Source organism: Streptomyces sp. NPDC008121 (assembly GCF_042957155.1).
GTDB lineage: Bacteria > Actinomycetota > Actinomycetes > Streptomycetales > Streptomycetaceae > Streptomyces.
Map to the genome: position 1 here is coordinate 294,966 of NZ_JBIBHT010000003.1, position 16,270 is coordinate 311,235.

Annotated in this window: 9 protein-coding genes; 4 read left to right on the top strand and 5 right to left on the bottom strand. The window is 73.1% G+C overall.

Annotation, left to right across the window (positions count from 1 at the left end; genetic code table 11):
- Nucleotides 1-197: 197 nt before the first annotated feature.
- The 4 genes from ACFZBD_RS11450 to ACFZBD_RS11465 all read right to left on the bottom strand — a co-directional run bounded on the left by ACFZBD_RS11450 (nucleotide 198) and on the right by ACFZBD_RS11465 (nucleotide 4,496).
- Nucleotides 198-701 carry an ATP-binding protein gene (locus tag ACFZBD_RS11450; RefSeq protein ID WP_391139065.1) on the bottom strand — a complete coding sequence of 168 codons (504 nt, stop codon included), beginning with the start codon at nucleotides 699-701 and terminating at the stop codon, nucleotides 198-200.
- A 226-nt stretch (nucleotides 702-927) separates the two neighbouring features.
- Nucleotides 928-1,695, bottom strand: a complete 768-nt coding sequence (locus tag ACFZBD_RS11455) for an enoyl-CoA hydratase-related protein (RefSeq protein WP_391139067.1) — start codon at nucleotides 1,693-1,695, stop codon at nucleotides 928-930.
- An 87-nt stretch (nucleotides 1,696-1,782) separates the two neighbouring features.
- On the bottom strand, nucleotides 1,783-3,039 hold the full coding sequence (locus ACFZBD_RS11460) for an Ig-like domain-containing protein (protein ID WP_391139069.1): 1,257 nt from the start codon (nucleotides 3,037-3,039) through the stop codon (nucleotides 1,783-1,785).
- Between the two features lie 176 nt (nucleotides 3,040-3,215).
- Nucleotides 3,216-4,496: an Ig-like domain-containing protein gene (locus ACFZBD_RS11465; protein ID WP_391139071.1), complete on the bottom strand. Its 1,281-nt coding sequence runs from the start codon at nucleotides 4,494-4,496 to the stop codon at nucleotides 3,216-3,218.
- A gap of 169 nt (nucleotides 4,497-4,665) precedes the next feature.
- On the opposite strand from ACFZBD_RS11465, the gene glgX reads away from it, so the two are divergent.
- The 4 genes from glgX to ACFZBD_RS11485 all read left to right on the top strand — a co-directional run bounded on the left by glgX (nucleotide 4,666) and on the right by ACFZBD_RS11485 (nucleotide 13,431).
- Nucleotides 4,666-6,894, top strand: coding sequence for a glycogen debranching protein GlgX (glgX, locus tag ACFZBD_RS11470; protein ID WP_391139073.1), 2,229 nt, complete (start codon nucleotides 4,666-4,668; stop codon nucleotides 6,892-6,894).
- A gap of 81 nt (nucleotides 6,895-6,975) precedes the next feature.
- Complete coding sequence (locus ACFZBD_RS11475) at nucleotides 6,976-8,772, top strand: ABC transporter transmembrane domain-containing protein (RefSeq protein ID WP_391139075.1); 1,797 nt, start codon at nucleotides 6,976-6,978, stop codon at nucleotides 8,770-8,772.
- Nucleotides 8,769-10,880 carry an ATP-binding cassette domain-containing protein gene (locus tag ACFZBD_RS11480; protein ID WP_391139077.1) on the top strand — a complete coding sequence of 704 codons (2,112 nt, stop codon included), beginning with the start codon at nucleotides 8,769-8,771 and terminating at the stop codon, nucleotides 10,878-10,880. Before ACFZBD_RS11475 ends, ACFZBD_RS11480 begins: the two co-directional genes overlap by 4 nt.
- A gap of 529 nt (nucleotides 10,881-11,409) precedes the next feature.
- A complete protein-coding gene (locus tag ACFZBD_RS11485) occupies nucleotides 11,410-13,431 on the top strand; it encodes a M4 family metallopeptidase (RefSeq protein ID WP_391139079.1) in 2,022 nt (673 codons plus the stop codon).
- A 133-nt stretch (nucleotides 13,432-13,564) separates the two neighbouring features.
- On the opposite strand, the gene glgP is transcribed toward ACFZBD_RS11485, so the two are convergent.
- Complete coding sequence (gene glgP, locus ACFZBD_RS11490; RefSeq protein ID WP_391139081.1) at nucleotides 13,565-16,144, bottom strand: alpha-glucan family phosphorylase; 2,580 nt, start codon at nucleotides 16,142-16,144, stop codon at nucleotides 13,565-13,567.
- Nucleotides 16,145-16,270: the final 126 nt, after the last annotated feature.

Consider the following 16,270-nt stretch of genomic DNA (forward strand, 5'->3'; position numbering starts at 1 on the left):
ACCCACTCTGAAGCGGTAAGGACGTTTGGCGACAGCGGTCCCGTCTGCCATAGTCGATCGCACGACCCCCATTGACCCGGGCCAGGTCGTCCACAGCCGCCGTGGATACACCCCCCCGATCCACGGCGCTCCCACGGAAGCCCCTCGGCGCCCCACCACGGCGCACGGGGGCTTTCGTGCGTGCGGGGGGGCGCGCCTCAGCGGTCGGACACCCTCATCTCGAACCAGGTGGTCTTGCCGCGCGGCTGGAGGTCGACGCCCCAGCGGTCGGAGAGCTTGTCGACGAGGAAGAGCCCCCGGCCGCTGACGTCCATCTCGTGGACCGGCATCAGACAGGGCAGTCCGCGCGAGGGGTCGCGCACCTCGATCCGGATCCAGCCGCGCCGGCGCAGCATGCGCAGGGCGAAGACGCGCGCCCCGGTGTGCCGGACGGCGTTGCCGACGAGTTCGGAGACGAGGAGCACGGCGTGTTCGGCGATCTGCGGGGTCAGCGCCCACTGCCGCAGGACGACGTACTGGGTGAGCCGGCGGGCGACGGCCGCGGACTCGCCGCGGGAGGGGAGGCGGACATCGCCGTCGGCCGGGTTCCCGTATCTCTCCAGCGCCTCGAGGGCCTCTTCGTCCTCGACGGCGGGTACCCACCGTGCGGCGGTCGCCCCGCCGTGCTGCCGTGGCTTTTCCGTACCTTCCAGGCCCGCCATGCCCCCATCATGGCGGCCCCGAGCGGCCCGCGTGGGCGTTCCGGCGGAATCGGCCCCGCGGAATCGTCACGTCCGGGCCATCCCCCGTCATATGCCGGAACGAGAGCGCAACGGGCGGGCCGGGAAGGGGCTCCCGCCCCGGAAGCGCCCGGAACGGACGGGGCCCGTTCCGGAAACGTCCCCGGAACGGCGGGGGCCCGGTCCGGGCCCCCGCCCGCCCACCGGCTCAGACGAACTTCGCCTTGCCCGGGCCCTCCTCGACGAAGCTGCGCATCCCGCGCTCCCGGTCCTCGGTCGCGAAGAGCCCCGCGAACCAGGTGCGCTCGATCGCCAGGCCGGTGTCGATGTCGGCCTCCAGGCCCTGGTCGACCGACTCCTTGGCGGCCCGCAGCGCGAGGGCCGGGCCCTGGGCGAGCTTCGCGGCCCAGGCGTGCGCCTGCTCGTACACCTCGGCGGCCGGGACGACCCGGTCGACCAGACCGAGCGTCAGGGCCTCGTCGGCCTTGACCATCCGGCCGGTGAAGATGAGGTCCTTGGCCCGAGAGGGACCGATGAGACGGGAGAGGCGCTGGGTGCCGCCCGCGCCGGGGATCAGCCCCAGCAGGATCTCGGGCTGGCCGAGCTTGGCGTTGTCGGCGGCGATGCGGTAGTCGGCGCAGAGCGCCAGCTCGCAGCCGCCGCCGAGGGCGTAGCCGGTGACCGCGGCCACGACCGGCTTGGGGATCCGCGCGATGGCGGTGAAGGAGTCCTGGAGCGCGCGCGACCGCTTCACCATGGCCGCGTGGTCCATGACCTGCATCTCCTTGATGTCCGCGCCCGCCGCGAACACCTTCTCGCCGCCGTAGAGGATCACGGCCCGGACGTCGTCGCGGTCGGTCGCCTCCCGGGCCAGCTCGCGCAGCCGGTCCTGGGTGGCGATGTCGAGGGCGTTCATCGGGGGGCGGTCGAGGCGGATCGTGCCGACGCCTTCGGCGACTTCGAGGTTCACAGTCATGAGGGGAAGGTTAGTGGCCGTTAACGACGAAGGACCCGGTGCCGTTGGTCACAGCACCGGGTCCGTCGGACGAGAGGTCGGCGGGGACTACTTGGTCCACTCCGACCAGGACATGTTCCAGCCGTTCAGGCCGTTGTCCGGGGCGATCTGCTTGTCCTTGGAGTTCTTCACGACCACGACGTCGCCGATGAGCGAGCGGTCGTAGAACCAGGCCGCCGGGGTGGAGCCGTCGCCGGCGCCGCGCGCGTCGCGCAGACCGACGCAGCCGTGGCTGACGTTGGCGGAACCGAACGTCCCGGCCGAGGCCCAGTAGTTGCCGTGGACGAAGGTGCCCGAGGTGGACAGCCGCATGGCGTGCGGCACGTCCTTGATGTCGTACTCGCCGCCGAAGCCGACCGTGGCTCCGTTCATGCGGGTGACCTTGTACTTCTCGCTGATGACCATCTGGCCGTTGTACGTCGTGGTCGACGGGGCGCCGGCGGTGATCGGGATGGTGCGGATGATCTTGCCGTCGCGCTCGACCTTCATGGTCTTGGCGCTCGCGTCGACCGTGGACACCTGACGGCGGCCGATGGTGAAGGAGATCTTCTTCTTCTGCTTGCCGTAGACGCCCGGGCGGCCCTCGACGCCGTCCAGGTTGAGCTCGACGGTCACCTTGGTGCCCGCCGCCCAGTAGTTCTCCGGGCGGAAGTCGAGACGGTCGTTGCCGAACCAGTGGCCCTCGATCGGGACCGACGGCTCGGCCGTCACCTTGACAGCCTTCTCCACGGCCTCGGGGTTGGTGATGCCCCGGGTGAAGTTGACGGAGACCGGCATGCCGACGCCGACGGTCGAACCGTCCTCCGGCGTGTAGTGGCCGATGAAGGTGTTCTTCGGGACGAGGGTGGTGAAGGTGGTGTCCTTCGCCGACTCGCGGCCCTCGGCGTCCTTGGCGATGGCGTGGACCTTGTACTGCGTGCCGGCGGCCAGGTGGGCGACCGGCTGCCAGCTCGATCCGTCCGCGGCCAGCTTGCCCTCGACCTCGGTGCCCTTGGAGTCGGCGACGGTGACCGTGGTCAGCTTGCCCTGCTCCGCCGTCACCTTCAGCGCGCCGGAGGTCGCCACCGCGTCGGCGCCGTCCTTCGGCGCGATGGTCACGACCGCCGTCGACGCGGCGTTCCCCTGCTTCCCGCCGCCGTCCTGCGCCGGGTCACCGCCCTTGCCTCCGGCCGGGTCCCCTCCCCCGCACGCGGTGAGGACGAGAAGCAGAGCGCCCACGGCAAGCGCCTGCAGCCGTGTCCTGCCGGTCCGCGGCCCCCGCCGCGTAGCCCCGACCGATGCCCCCGATATCGGCTGCCCGTTCACAATGGTTCGTCTCCCCTCGCACGGCCTGGCCCCGCCACGGCCCGCACCCCCGCGCGCATCCTCCGCACGCACGGCGTTAGATAATCACACCGGGGGACACGAAAGCTCCACGCGAATGTCACCGTTCAGTCCCAGTTGCGGCCGGGCGACGCAGGTCAGCGAGGGGATGCGAGGTCTCACCGCACGGCGGAACCCGCCTTCCACTGGTTCCACTCCATGTTCCATCCCCCGAGGCCGTTGTCGGGAGCGACCTTTCGGTCACGGGAGTTGACCACTTCCACCACGTCGCCGATGAGCGTCCGGTCGAAGAACCAGCCCGCCGGGGAGTCGGGGCTGCCGCCCTTCTCGTCCCGCAGCCCCACGCAGCCGTGGCTGACGTTGGCGGTGCCGAACGTGCCGGAGTCCGCCCAGTAGTTGCCGTGCAGGAAGGTGCCGGAGTCGGTCAGCCGCATCGCGTGCGGGACGTCCTTGATGTCGTACTCGCCCCCGAAACCGACCGTCCGGCCGTCCATCCGCGTCACGTCGAACAGTTCGGTGACCACCATCCGGCCGTTGTACGTCGTCGTCTTCGGCGCCCCGGCCGTGACGGGCAGCGTGGCGAGGAGTTCGCCGTCCCGGCGCACCTCCATGGTGTGCGCGGCCGCGTCGACCACGGAGACCTGCGAGCGCCCGACGGTGAACCCGACCTTCTTGCGCTGGATGCCGTACACCCCCGGGGCGCCCTCGACATCGCGCAGGGCCAGGTCGACGGTGACGCGGGTGCCCGGCTTCCAGTACTCCGCGGGCCGGAAGTCGAGCCGCTCCTTGCCGAACCAGTGGCCGACCACCTCGACCGGCGGGTCGGAGGTGATCCTGATGGCCCGTTCGACGGCCGCCCGGTTCTCGATCGGCCGGTTGAAGCCGAAGGAAACGATCATGCCGGTGCCGACAGTGGAACGGTTCTCCGGTTTGAAGTAGCCGATGAAGCGCCGCTCGGGGACGACCGTGGTGAAGGTGGTGTGGCGGGCCGAGCGGCGGCCGTGCCCGTCGAGCGCCACCGCGTCCACGCTGTACTTCGCGGCGAGCGCGAGCCGGGCGTCCGCCCGGGGCCGCCAGCGCAGCCCGTCCTCGCTGATCTCTCCGGGCACCTCGGCGCGCTGGGCGTCCTCGACCCGCACCACCGTCACCCGTTCGAGCCTGCCGCTGTCCACCCTCACCTCGATCGGCCCCTGCGCCGGGACGGCCCGGCTGCCGTCCTCCGGGCTGATCCGGATGACGTCGCCCGGCGCACGCGCCTTTCCGGGCAGCGAGACGCCGAGCCCTCCACCGCCGCCGTCCTCCGTGCAGCCCGCGAGCCCGGCCACCACTCCGACCGCCACCAGGGCGAGCGCCGCGCCGGTCCGGCGGCCTGTCTTCCGGGTCCTGCCGGGCGCCCGGACCGCGAGAGCGGCCCGCACCCGCTTCAGTACGTGATTCACGACCGGCCCAACGACGGCCACCCTCCAGGGGAAACGTGCGTGCGGGTCATGTTGGGAGTGCGGCGCTCCGGGCAGAACAGGTGGGAGGACCACGTGCGGGGAGTCGCGGCCGGGACGCCGCGGGGCCTTGGCGGCACGGGGCCCCGACGAGCCGCGGGAGGCCGGACAGGTGTCGAGCGCAGCCGAGCAGGAGGCGGTACGGGACGGGTCGCCGCAGAGCGTGCGGCCCTCCCCTGCCGTGGAACGGCGCGGACCGGCCGTGTGGCCGGGCGCGCCGACACCGTTGGGGGCGCGCTGCCGGGTCGGCCCGGACGGCGTGGCGGGGACGAACTTCGCGCTGTGGGCCGGCGGGGCGGAGGCGGTCGAGCTCTGTCTCTTCGAGGCGGACGGCACCGAGAGGCGGCTGCCGCTGACCGAGCTGACCCATGAGATCTGGCACGGCTTCGTGCCAGGGGTGGGGGCGGGACAGCGGTACGGCTACCGCGTGCACGGCCGGTGGGACCCCTGGACGGGGGCCCGCTGGAACCCGGCGAAGCTGCTCCTGGACCCGTACGCCCGTGCCGTCGACGGCGACTTCGCGCTGCCGGCGGAGGTGTACGGCCATGTGCGCGACTGGCCGCAGCAGCACGTGGCCGACACCGTGCGCGACGACCGGGACTCGGCTCCCTTCGTGCCCAAGGGCGTGGTCGTCTTCGACGACGACGACTGGTCCGACGACCGCAGGCCGAAGACGCCGTGGCCGGACTCGGTCATCTACGAGCTGCACGTGAAGGGCTTCACCCGGCTCCACCCGGGCATCCCCGAAGAGCTGCGCGGCACCTACGCCGGTCTTGCGCACCCGGCGGCCGTCGAGCATCTCGTACGGCTCGGGGTGACGGCGGTCGAGCTGCTGCCGGTGCACCAGTTCGCGCACGAGGACCATCTGCTCCGGCGCGGGCTGCGCAACTACTGGGGGTACAACTCCGTCGGCTACTTCGCGCCGCACGCGGGCTACTCCTCGTCCGGGACGGCCGGACAGCAGGTCGGCGAGTTCAAGCGGATGGTGCGGGCGCTGCACGAGGCCGGCATCGAGGTCATCCTCGACGTGGTCTACAACCACACGGCGGAGGCGGGCGAGCTGGGGCCGACGCTGTCGCTGAAAGGCATCGACAACCGCGGCTACTACCGGCTCCAGGCCGACGCCCGCCGGTACGCCGACTACACCGGCTGCGGCAACACCCTGCACGTGGTGCAGCCGCAGGTGCTGCGGCTGATCACGGACAGCCTGCGCTACTGGGTGACGGAGATGGGCGTCGACGGCTTCCGCTTCGACCTGGCGGCGGCACTGGCCCGGTCGATGCACGACGTCGACATGCTCTCCCCCTTCCTCGCGGTCATCGCGCAGGACCCGGTGCTGCGGCGGGTGAAGCTGATCGCCGAGCCGTGGGACGTGGGCAACGGCGGCTATCAGGTGGGGGCGTTCCCGCCGCTGTGGACGGAGTGGAACGACCGCTACCGCGACGCCGTCCGCGACTTCTGGCGCGGCGCGCTGCCGGACGTGCGGGACCTGGGCTACCGCCTGTCGGGCTCCAGCGACCTGTACGCCTGGGGCGGCCGACGGCCGTACGCCTCGGTCAACTTCGTCACCGCCCACGACGGTTTCACCCTGCGCGACCTGGTGACGTACGAGCGCAAGCACAACGACGCCAACGGCGAGGGCAACCGCGACGGCACCCACGACAACCGTGCCTGGAACTGCGGCGTGGAAGGGGAGACCGACGACCCGGAGGTGAACGCGCTGCGGCTGCGGCAGCTGCGCAACCTGCTGACGACGCTGCTGCTGTCGACCGGGGTGCCGATGCTGGTCGCGGGCGACGAGATGGGGCGGACCCAGGGCGGCAACAACAACGCCTACTGCCAGGACGACGAGACGAGCTGGCTGGACTGGTCGCTCCCCGAGGACCCGGGCCGGCGCGGCCTCCTGGAGCTGACCCGCCGGCTCCTCGCCCTGCGCCACACCCATCCGGTGCTGCGCCGCCGGGCGTTCTTCTCCGGCCGGCCGCAGGGCGCGGACGGCCTGCGGGACCTGGCGTGGTTCACGGCCGACGGCACGGAGATGACGGAAGGGGACTGGTACGCCCCCGCCGCCACGCTCGGCCTGTACCTCTCCGGCCGCGACATCCCGGGCCGGGACGCCCGGGGCCGGCAGATCACCGACGACAGCTTCCTCGCGGTGCTGCACGCGGGCTCCCGGCCGGTGGAGTACCTGCTGCCGGGACCGCCGTGGGCGGAGTCGTACGAACTGGTCCTGGACACCTCCCTGGAGGACCAGACCCGGGCGCCGGGGACGGTGCACCGGGGCGGGGAGCGGGTGACGGTGGGGGCGCGGTCGGTGGTGCTGCTGCGGGTCGGGGGGTGAGGGGCGCGGCCGCACGACCCGGCGCGCGGCGGCCGAAAAGCATGTGAGGGATGTCAGGGGTGAACCGTAGGCTCACGCCTGATGCCCGAAAAACATGCCCCCGCCGAGGATGCCGACCGCTCGACCGTGCGCGCGCTGCTGCGGCTGTGGCCGTACGTGCGCCCGGTGCGGGGCCGGTGGGCCGCCGCCGCCGCCGTCGCGGTCGTCGCCTCGTTCCTGTCGCTCGTCATCCCGCTCGTCCTGAAGTGGATGGTGGACGGCCCGGTCGCCTCCGGTGATCCGGGCGGGGTGTGGCTCGGGGCGCTGTACCTCCTGCTGCTCGGTGTAACCGAGGCGGTGCTGTTCGGCTTCCGGCGCTGGCTGGTGGCGCGCCCGCTGGCGTCGGTGGAGGCGCGGATGCGGGCCGACCTCTTCCGGCACCTGCAGCGCCTGCCGATCGCCTTCCACGACCGGTGGGCATCCGGCCAGCTCCTCTCGCGCGGCACGACGGACCTGATGCTGGTACGGATGTTCCTGGCCTTCCCCCTGACGTTCCTCCTGGTCAACGGAGTGACGATCGTGGCCGGTTACGTCCTGCTGCTGGGTCAGGAATGGACGCTCGGTCTGGTGCTGCTGACGCCCGTGGTGCCGCTGGTGTTCCTGTGCTTCTGGTTCGAAGGCCGGTACGCGCTGGTCGCCCGGCAGGCGCAGGACCAGGTCGGGGACCTCACCACGGTCGTGGAGGAGAGCGTCCTCGGCATCCGGATCGTCAAGGGCTTCGGCCGCCACCGCAGCCAGGCCCTCGCCTTCCGGGCCCTGGCCGGGGCGCTGCGCTCGACCGAGCTGGTCAAGGCGCGGCTGCTGGCGGGGATCTGGGCGCTCATCACGGTCCTGCCGGAGCTGGCCATCGGTGCGGCGCTGGTCCTGGGCACGGTGCAGGTCGCCGACGGGGAGCTGTCGGCGGGCACGCTCGTCGCGTTCCTGTCGACGGCGCTCGCGCTGCGCTGGCCGGTGGAGTCGATCGGTTTCCTGCTGGCGATGTCGCAGGAGGCGGCCACGGCGACGGAGCGGTACTTCGAGGTGATGGACGAGCCGGAGGAGACGCCCAGCCCGGTCTCGGCCGGCGGCACCGTGCCCGCGCCTCCGGACGGGGTGCGGTTCGAGAACGTCTCCTTCCGCTACCCGGACGCGCCCGCCGGCGCCCCGCCCGTGCTGGACGGGATCGATCTGCACATCCGGCCCGGGGAGACGCTGGCCCTGGTCGGCGCCACCGGGTCCGGCAAGACGACGCTCACGGCGCTGGTGCCCCGGCTGCACGAGGCGACCGGCGGGCGGATCCTGCTGGACGGCGAGGACATCACCCGGATGGAACGCGAACGGCTGCGCGCGCTGGTGTCGGTGGCGTTCGAGGAGCCGACGCTCTTCTCGGCGAGCGTCGGCGAGAACGTCCTGATGGGCGCCGGGGCGGGGGCCGGGGAGCCGGAGCTGCGGCGCGCGCTCGCTGTCGCCCAGGCGGAGGGCTTCGTCGCGGCGCTCCCGGAGGGCGCGGCCACCCGGGTCGGCGAGCAGGGCATGAGCCTGTCCGGGGGCCAGCGCCAGCGTCTTGCACTGGCCCGGGCGGTGGTGGGCCGGCCCCGCTTCCTGGTCCTCGACGACCCGCTCTCGGCGCTCGACGTGCACACCGAGGCGCTGGTGGAGGCCGCGCTGCGGGAGGTGCTGCGGGACACCACGGCCCTGGTGGTGGCGCACCGCCCGTCGACCGTCCTGCTCGCCGACCGGGTGGCGCTGCTGTCCGGGGGGCGGATCACGGCGGTGGGCACCCACCACGAACTGTTGCAGAGCGACGCCGAGTACGCCTGGCTGATGTCCGGTGAGGGCGAAGGAGACGACCCCCGATGACGGAGACGGCGAAGAAGACGGCGGACGGCCCGGCGCCGGGCCCGGGGAAGAGCCCGGCACCGGGCCCGGCGAAGCCGCGGCCGGACCTCCCGGCGGAGGCGGGGGCCGAGGAGGCGGGGTCACCGGAGGCCGGTCCCGCGGCGTCCCCCGGGCCCGGGCCGACGTCGGGTCCCACGTCGGAGGCGGCGGCCGGGGAGGCGGGGTCGCCGGAGGCCGGTCCCGCGGCGGAGGCGGGGGCCGAGCCCACGTCGGGCCCGACGTCGGGTCCCCTGGCGGCCCCGGGGCCCGGCGCGGCCCGGGCGGCCGGCGGGGCCGGCGACCCGTTCGACCAGGACGATCTGCCGGCGCCGGCCGGGGCCACCGGAGCCCTGCTGCGCTCGCTGCTCTCGGCCCACCGCGCCCGGGTCGTCGTCGCCTCGCTCGTGCTGCTGCTCCAGCAGGCCGCCGTCCAGGCCGGTCCGCTGCTCGTCGCGTACGCCATCGACCGCGGTGTCCCGGCGGTCCGGGCCGGCGACCACGGCCCGCTGGTCCTCGTCGCCGTCGGCTACCTCGTCTGCGCGGCGGGCGCCGGACTCCTCCAGTACGCCTTCGTCCGCGGCGCGGCCCGGGTGAACCAGGACGTCCTGCTCGACCTGCGCGGCCGGATCTTCCGCCATGCCCAGGCGCTGAGCCTGGACTTCCACGAGCGGTACACCTCGGGCCGGCTCATCTCCCGCTCCACCACGGACGTGGAGTCGCTGCGCGAGCTGCTCGCCGAGGGGCTCCAGGAGCTGATCGGCGTCGTCCTCGCGTTCGTGACCATCTCGGCGATGCTGCTCTGGCTCGACCTCGGGATCGGGGCGGTGGCCGTCGCCTCCTTCGTCCCGCTGTACCTGTTGGTACGGCTCTACCAGCGGCGCGCGGCCGTGGTCTTCGCCGAGCGGTCCACGGCCGTCGCGGGCGTGATCGTGAAGTTCGCGGAGACGATGAACGGGATCCGGCCGGTGCGGGCGTTCCGCCGGGAGCGGGCCAACGACGCGGAGTTCGCGGCGCTCAACCACCGCCACGAGCGGAGCAACGGCGACGCGCTCCTGGAGATGGCCCGCTATGTCGTCGGGTCACGGCTCCTGGCGAACACGGCGGTGGCGGGCATGTGCCTGTGGGGCGCCACCCGCGTCGCGGGCGGGACGCTGGCGCTCGGGGTTCTCGCGGCGGCGGTGCTGTACATGCGGCGGTTGTACGACCCGATCGACCGGCTCGGCATGTTCCTCAACTCGTACCAGTCCGCCGCCGCCTCCCTGGGCAAGATCGCCGGTCTGCTCGCGCAGGCTCCGGGGGTGCCGGAGGCCGCGGCTCCGCGGGAGCTGCCGCCTGCCCGGCCCGGCTTCCCGGGGCGGGAGGTCGTCTTCGAGGAGGTGCGGTTCGCCTACCGCACGGGTGGCGAGGTGCTGCCCCGCTTCGACCTGCGGATCCCGGCGGGCCAGACGGTCGCGGTCGTCGGGTCGACGGGGGCGGGCAAGTCGACCCTGGCCAAGCTGCTGGCCCGTTTCTACGACCCGACCGAGGGCCGGGTCCTGCTGGACGGGGTCGACGTGCGGGAGCTGGCGACGCCGGAGCTGCGGCGGGGTGTGGTGATGGTGACGCAGGAGGCGTTCCTGTTCTCGGGGACGGTCGCGGAGAACATCGCGATCGGGCGGCCCGAGGCGACCCGGGAGGAGATCGAGCATGCGGCGAAGGCGATCGGCGCGCACGACTTCATCGCCGCGCTGCCGGACGGGTACGACACGGACGTACGCAAGCGGGGCGGCCGCATCTCGGCGGGTCAGCGACAACTGGTCGCCTTCGCGCGCGCCTTGCTGGCGGACCCGGCGGTGCTGATCCTGGACGAGGCGACCAGCTCGCTCGACGTGCCCGGCGAGCGGGCGGTGCAGCGGGCGATGGACACGGTCCTCGCGGGGCGCACCGCGGTGGTGATCGCGCACCGGCTCTCGACGGTGGAGATCGCGGACCGGGTACTGGTGATGGAGGCGGGGCGCGTGGTGGAGGACGGCTCTCCGGCGGATCTCGTCGGCGGGGACGGGCACTACGCCGGTCTGCACCGCGCCTGGCGGGACAGCCTGGTGGGCTGAGCCGGCCCGACCGCCCCCTCCTGACCCCGCCCTGGCCCCGCCCTGACCCCGCCCTGTCCACGGACTGGTCACCGCGCGCGTGCCGGAGGGGCGGGACGGCGTGGCGCGGCGGCCGGGGACGGCGCGGGGAGGGGGCGGAACGAGCCATGCCGTCGGACGGCCGTCAGGCGGGCGCGTCCCCGCTGCTCAACGGTCCGGGAGACAGCGGGCATCGGGCGTCCGACCATGGGACCCGCTTCGGAATCGGGGCCGGACGAACACCGGATGACGTCGCGACCAAGATCGACGAAACGTCCGCTTAACGAACACGGCCCTTCGGGCACCGGACGATTTCCGGCCAACTTCTTGACGCGCTCCTGACACGGACCCGTGATGACTGTCACTCTCCTTCCCGACTCCTCGCACCGGAGTTCGCGCCTCACAAGTGCGTGTCACATCAGCGTGTCGCCGTACGTGCTCCACAGCTCTGTTTGCTCTGCCCGGACGACCCACCCAGCCGTCCGGTACCCCCCTCGCAAAAGGAGTCTGCGTGAGATCCACGCCCAGCCGTCGCGCCACCGCGACCGGCGCCCTGATCGCTGCCGCCGCCATGCTCGCCGTCTCGGTCCAGACGGGTGCCGCCACCGCGGCGGACACCCAGGCCGCGCCGAAGGCTCAGGCCGGCACCGCCGCCAACCCCGGCAAGCTCCCGGCGGACCTCTCGCCCGCCCAGCGCACCGCGCTGATACGGGCGGCCGACGCCGACAAGGCCGCGACCGCCAAGGCCCTCGGCCTCGGCACCCAGGAGAAGCTGGTCGTCCGTGACGTGGTCCAGGACCGCGACGGCACCACCCACACGCGCTACGAGCGCACCTACGCCGGACTCCCCGTCCTCGGCGGCGACCTGGTGGTCGCCGAGACCAAGGCCGGCGTGACCCAGGGCGTCTCCAAGGCCTCCCGCGCCGAGCTGAGGAACGTCGACCTCAGCGCCGACGTGGCCCCGGCCGCCGCCGAGAAGCAGGCGCTCGGCGCCGCCGCGGCGGAGGGCTCGAAGAAGACCGCCGCCGAGCGCGCCCCGCGCAAGGTCGTCTGGATGGCGCAGGGTTCGCCCGTCCTGGCGTACGAGACCGTCGTCGGCGGCCTCCAGCACGACGGCACCCCGAACGAGCTGCACGTCGTCACCGACGCCACCACCGGCAAGAAGCTGTACGAGTGGCAGGCCGTCCACACCGGCACCGGCAACACGCAGTACAGCGGCCAGGTGACGCTGGGCACCGCGCCGTCGTACACGCTGACCGACACCGGCCGCGGCAACCACAAGACGTACAACCTCAACCGGGGTACGTCCGGCACCGGGACGCTCTTCTCCGGCTCCGACGACATCTGGGGCGACGGCACCCCGCAGAACGCGGAGACCGCGGGCGCGGACGCGCACTTCGGCGCCGGGGTCACCTGGGACTACTTCAAGAACGTGCACGGCCGCTCCGGCATCCGCGGTGACGGCGTCGGCGCGTACTCCCGCGTCCACTACGGCAACGCCTACGTCAACGCCTTCTGGCAGGACTCCTGCTTCTGCATGACGTACGGCGACGGCGCGGGCAACACCAAGCCGCTCACCTCGATCGACGTGGCCGCGCACGAGATGTCCCACGGCGTCACGTCCAACACCGCCGGTCTGGTCTACAGCGGTGAGTCCGGCGGCCTGAACGAGGCGACCTCCGACATCTTCGCGGCGGCCGTCGAGTTCTACGCCAACAACGCCTCGGACAAGGGCGACTACCTCGTCGGCGAGAAGATCGACATCCGCGGCAACGGCACCCCGCTGCGCTACATGGACAAGCCGAGCAAGGACGGCTCGTCCAAGGACGCGTGGTACTCGGGCATCGGCGGCATCGACGTCCACTACTCCTCGGGCCCGGCGAACCACTGGTTCTACCTGCTCTCCGAGGGCAGCGGCGCCAAGACCGTCAACGGCGTCAACTACGACTCGCCGACCTCCGACGGCCTGCCCGTCACCGGCATCGGCCGGGACAAGGCCGCGCTGATCTGGTTCAAGGCGCTCACCACCAAGTTCAGCTCGAACACCAACTACGCCGGTGCCCGCACCGGTACGGTCGCGGTGGCCACCGAGCTGTACGGCGCCGGCAGCCCCGAGGTCCTGGCCGTCGAGCACGCCTGGGCCGGCATCAACGTGGGCTCGCGCCCCGGCGGCGGCAACCCCGGCGGCAAGGTCTTCGAGAACACCGCCGACGTGTCCGTCCCGGACAACGGCGCCGCGGTGACCTCCACGGTCAACGTCACCGGCGTCACCGGCAACGCCCCCTCCGCCCTCAAGGTCGACGTCAACATCGTCCACACCTACAAGGGCGACCTCGTCGTCGACCTCGTCGCCCCCGACGGCTCGGTCTACAACCTGCACAACCGCTCCGGCGGCAGCGCCGACAACATCGTCCAGTCCTACACCGTGAACGCCTCCTCGGAGGTCGCCAACGGCGCCTGGAAGCTCCGCGTCCAGGACAAGGCCTCGGTCGACACCGGGTACATCAACTCCTTCAAGCTGACGTTCCCGTAACAGCCCCGCGGTGACCACACCGTGACGACCGCCCGGAGGGATGCACTCCCTCCGGGCGGTCGTGCGTCGTGTCCGGGGTCCGGGGCGGGCCCGGTGAGCCACCGTGGCTCACCGGGCCCGCCCCGGCGGCTCGTCAGCGCAGCAGCACCCCGGCCCCCTCCGCCACGGCGTCGGCCGGCCAGACCACCAGGCCGGGCTCGGCCGGCGAGGCGAGCCGGGCGTGGGCCGGCAGGACCCGGACCGTGCAGCCGAAGGGCCCGGTGCGGTCCAGGACCAGGGAGCCCTCGTAGATCCGCCGGCCGTCGAGGTCGGAGCCCCCGCCGGCCGGCTTCAGGGCGCAGACGCGGGGGTCGGCGAGGGTGTCGTCGGGGGTGACGCGGCCGGTGACCGCCTGCACCTCCACGTCCTCCGGCCGCAGTTCCCCGAGCGACACGGCGACCCGTACCGCGAGCGTCGCGCCCAGCTCGGCGTCGCCGAGGTCCTCGCCGAGTTCGCCGACCTCCACGTGGTGGACGGCGACCTTCGGCCAGGCGGTCCGGACCCGGGACTTCCAGTCGGCCAGTTCCCGCGCCGCGTCCGGGTCGAGCTCGCGGCGCGCCGCCGCGGCGGGGGCGTACAGCCGCTCCACGTACTCCCGGACCATCCGGTCGGCGAGCACCTTGGGCCCGAGGTCGCCGAGGGTCCGGCGGACCATCGCGGTCCAGCGGGCGGGGACGCCGTCCTCCCCCCGGTCGTAGAAGCGGGGGGCGACCCGGCGCTCGACGAGTTCGTAGAGCGCGGCCGCCTCCAGGTCGTCCCGGCGCTCCTGGTCGGCGGCGGCCGCCCCGTCCGCGGTCGGGATGGCCCAGCCGAAGTCCGGCTCGAACCACTCGTCCCACCAGCCGTCGAGGACCGAGAGGTTGAGGCAGCCGTTGAGCGCGGCCTTCATCCCGCTGGTGCCGCACGCCTCCAGCGGCCGCAGCGGGTTGTTCAGCCAGACGTCGCAGCCGGGGTACAGCTTGCGCGCCATGGCCATGCCGTAGTCGGGCAGGAACACGATCCGGTGCCGGACCCGGGGGTCGTCGGCGAACCGCACCAGCTCCTGCACGAGCCGCTTCCCGCCGTCGTCGGCCGGGTGGGCCTTGCCGGCCACCACGAGCTGGACGGGCCGCTCGGGGTGGAGCAGCAGCGCCCGCAGCCGGTCCGGGTCGCGGAGCATCAGGGTGAGGCGCTTGTACGACGGGACCCGGCGGGCGAAGCCGATGGTGAGGACGTCGGGGTCGAGGACGGAGTCGGTCCAGCCGAGTTCGGCGGCCGCGGCGCCACGCTGCCGCCAGGAGGCCCGCAGCCGCTCCCTTACCTCGGTGACGAGCTGTTCGCGCAGGGTGCGGCGCAGCTCCCACAGCGCGCGGTCGTCGGCGTCCGGGCCGAGCCGGCCGACCTCGGGGGCGGTCCAGGTCGGCGCGTGGACGCCGTTGGTGATGGAGCCGATGGGCACCTCGCCGGAGTCGAAGCCCGGCCACAGTCCGGCGAACATCTGGCGGCTGACTCCCCCGTGCAGGGTGGAGACACCGTTGGCGCGCTGGGCCAGGCGCAGCCCCATGGCGGCCATGTTGAAGAGTCCGGGCTCGCCGCCGAGCGGGGTCTCGTCGCCGAGGGCGAGGATCCGTCCGACGTCGACGCCGGGCAGCTCGCCGTCGTCGCCGAGGTGGCGGGCGACGAGACCGCGGTCGAAGCGGTCGATGCCCGCGGGGACGGGCGTGTGGGTGGTGAAGACGGTCCCGGCGCGGACGGTCTCCAGGGCCGCGTCGAAGCCGATGCCGTCGCCGGCCAGTTCGCGGATGCGTTCGAGGCCGAGGAAGCCGGCGTGGCCCTCGTTGGTGTGGAAGACCTCGGGCGCCGGGGTGCCGGTGAGCCGGCAGTACGTACGGACGGCCCGGACGCCGCCGATGCCGAGGAGCATCTCCTGGAGGAGCCGGTGCTCGCTGCCGCCGCCGTAGAGGCGGTCGGTGACGTTGCGTTCGCCGGGCGCGTTCTCCTCGACGTCGGAGTCGAGCATCAGCAGGGGGACGCGGCCGACCTGCGCGGTCCAGATGTGGGCGTGCAGGCTGCGGCCGCCGGGCAGGGCGAGGGTGACCTTGGCGGGGGTGCCGTCGGTGTCGCGGAGCAGGCAGAGCGGCAGCTCGCCGGGGTCGAGGACGGGGTAGTGCTCCAGCTGCCAGCCCTCGCGGGAGAGGGACTGGCGGAAGTAGCCGTGGCGGTAGAGGAGTCCGACGCCGATCAGCGGGACGCCGAGGTCGCTGGCGGCCTTGAGGTGGTCGCCGGCGAGGATGCCGAGGCCGCCGGAGTACTGGGGCAGGGCGGCGGTGACGCCGAACTCGGGGGAGAAGTACGCGATCGCGGCGGGCAGCCCGCCGTGGTGTTCCTGGTGTTCCTGGTACCAGCGGGGGGCGTGCAGATAGTGGTCGAGGTCCTCGGCGGCGGCGTGCAGCCGGTCCAGGAACTCCTGGTCGGCGGCGAGGGCCGCGAGGCGGGCGGCGGAGACGGAGCCGAGCAGCCGGACGGGGTCGCCGTCGTCGGTGCGGCGGTCCCCGGCGGGGACGGTGGCCACGGAGTCGAAGAGTTCACGGGTCGGCTCGTGCCAGGACCAGCGCAGGTTCCGCGCCAGGTCGGTGAGCGGTCGAAGGGTGTCGGGGAGGACGGGGCGCACGGTGAATCGACGGATTGCCTTCACGTGTTCCACCTTCGCAGGGGAGAGCGGAGCGGAGCGGACGCACCACGCTGTGCGTCCGCTGTGCGTCCCCTCGAAGGTAGGCCACTGCCTCCGTCCGGACCACGGCGCGCGGGGGTGGTGCCGTGG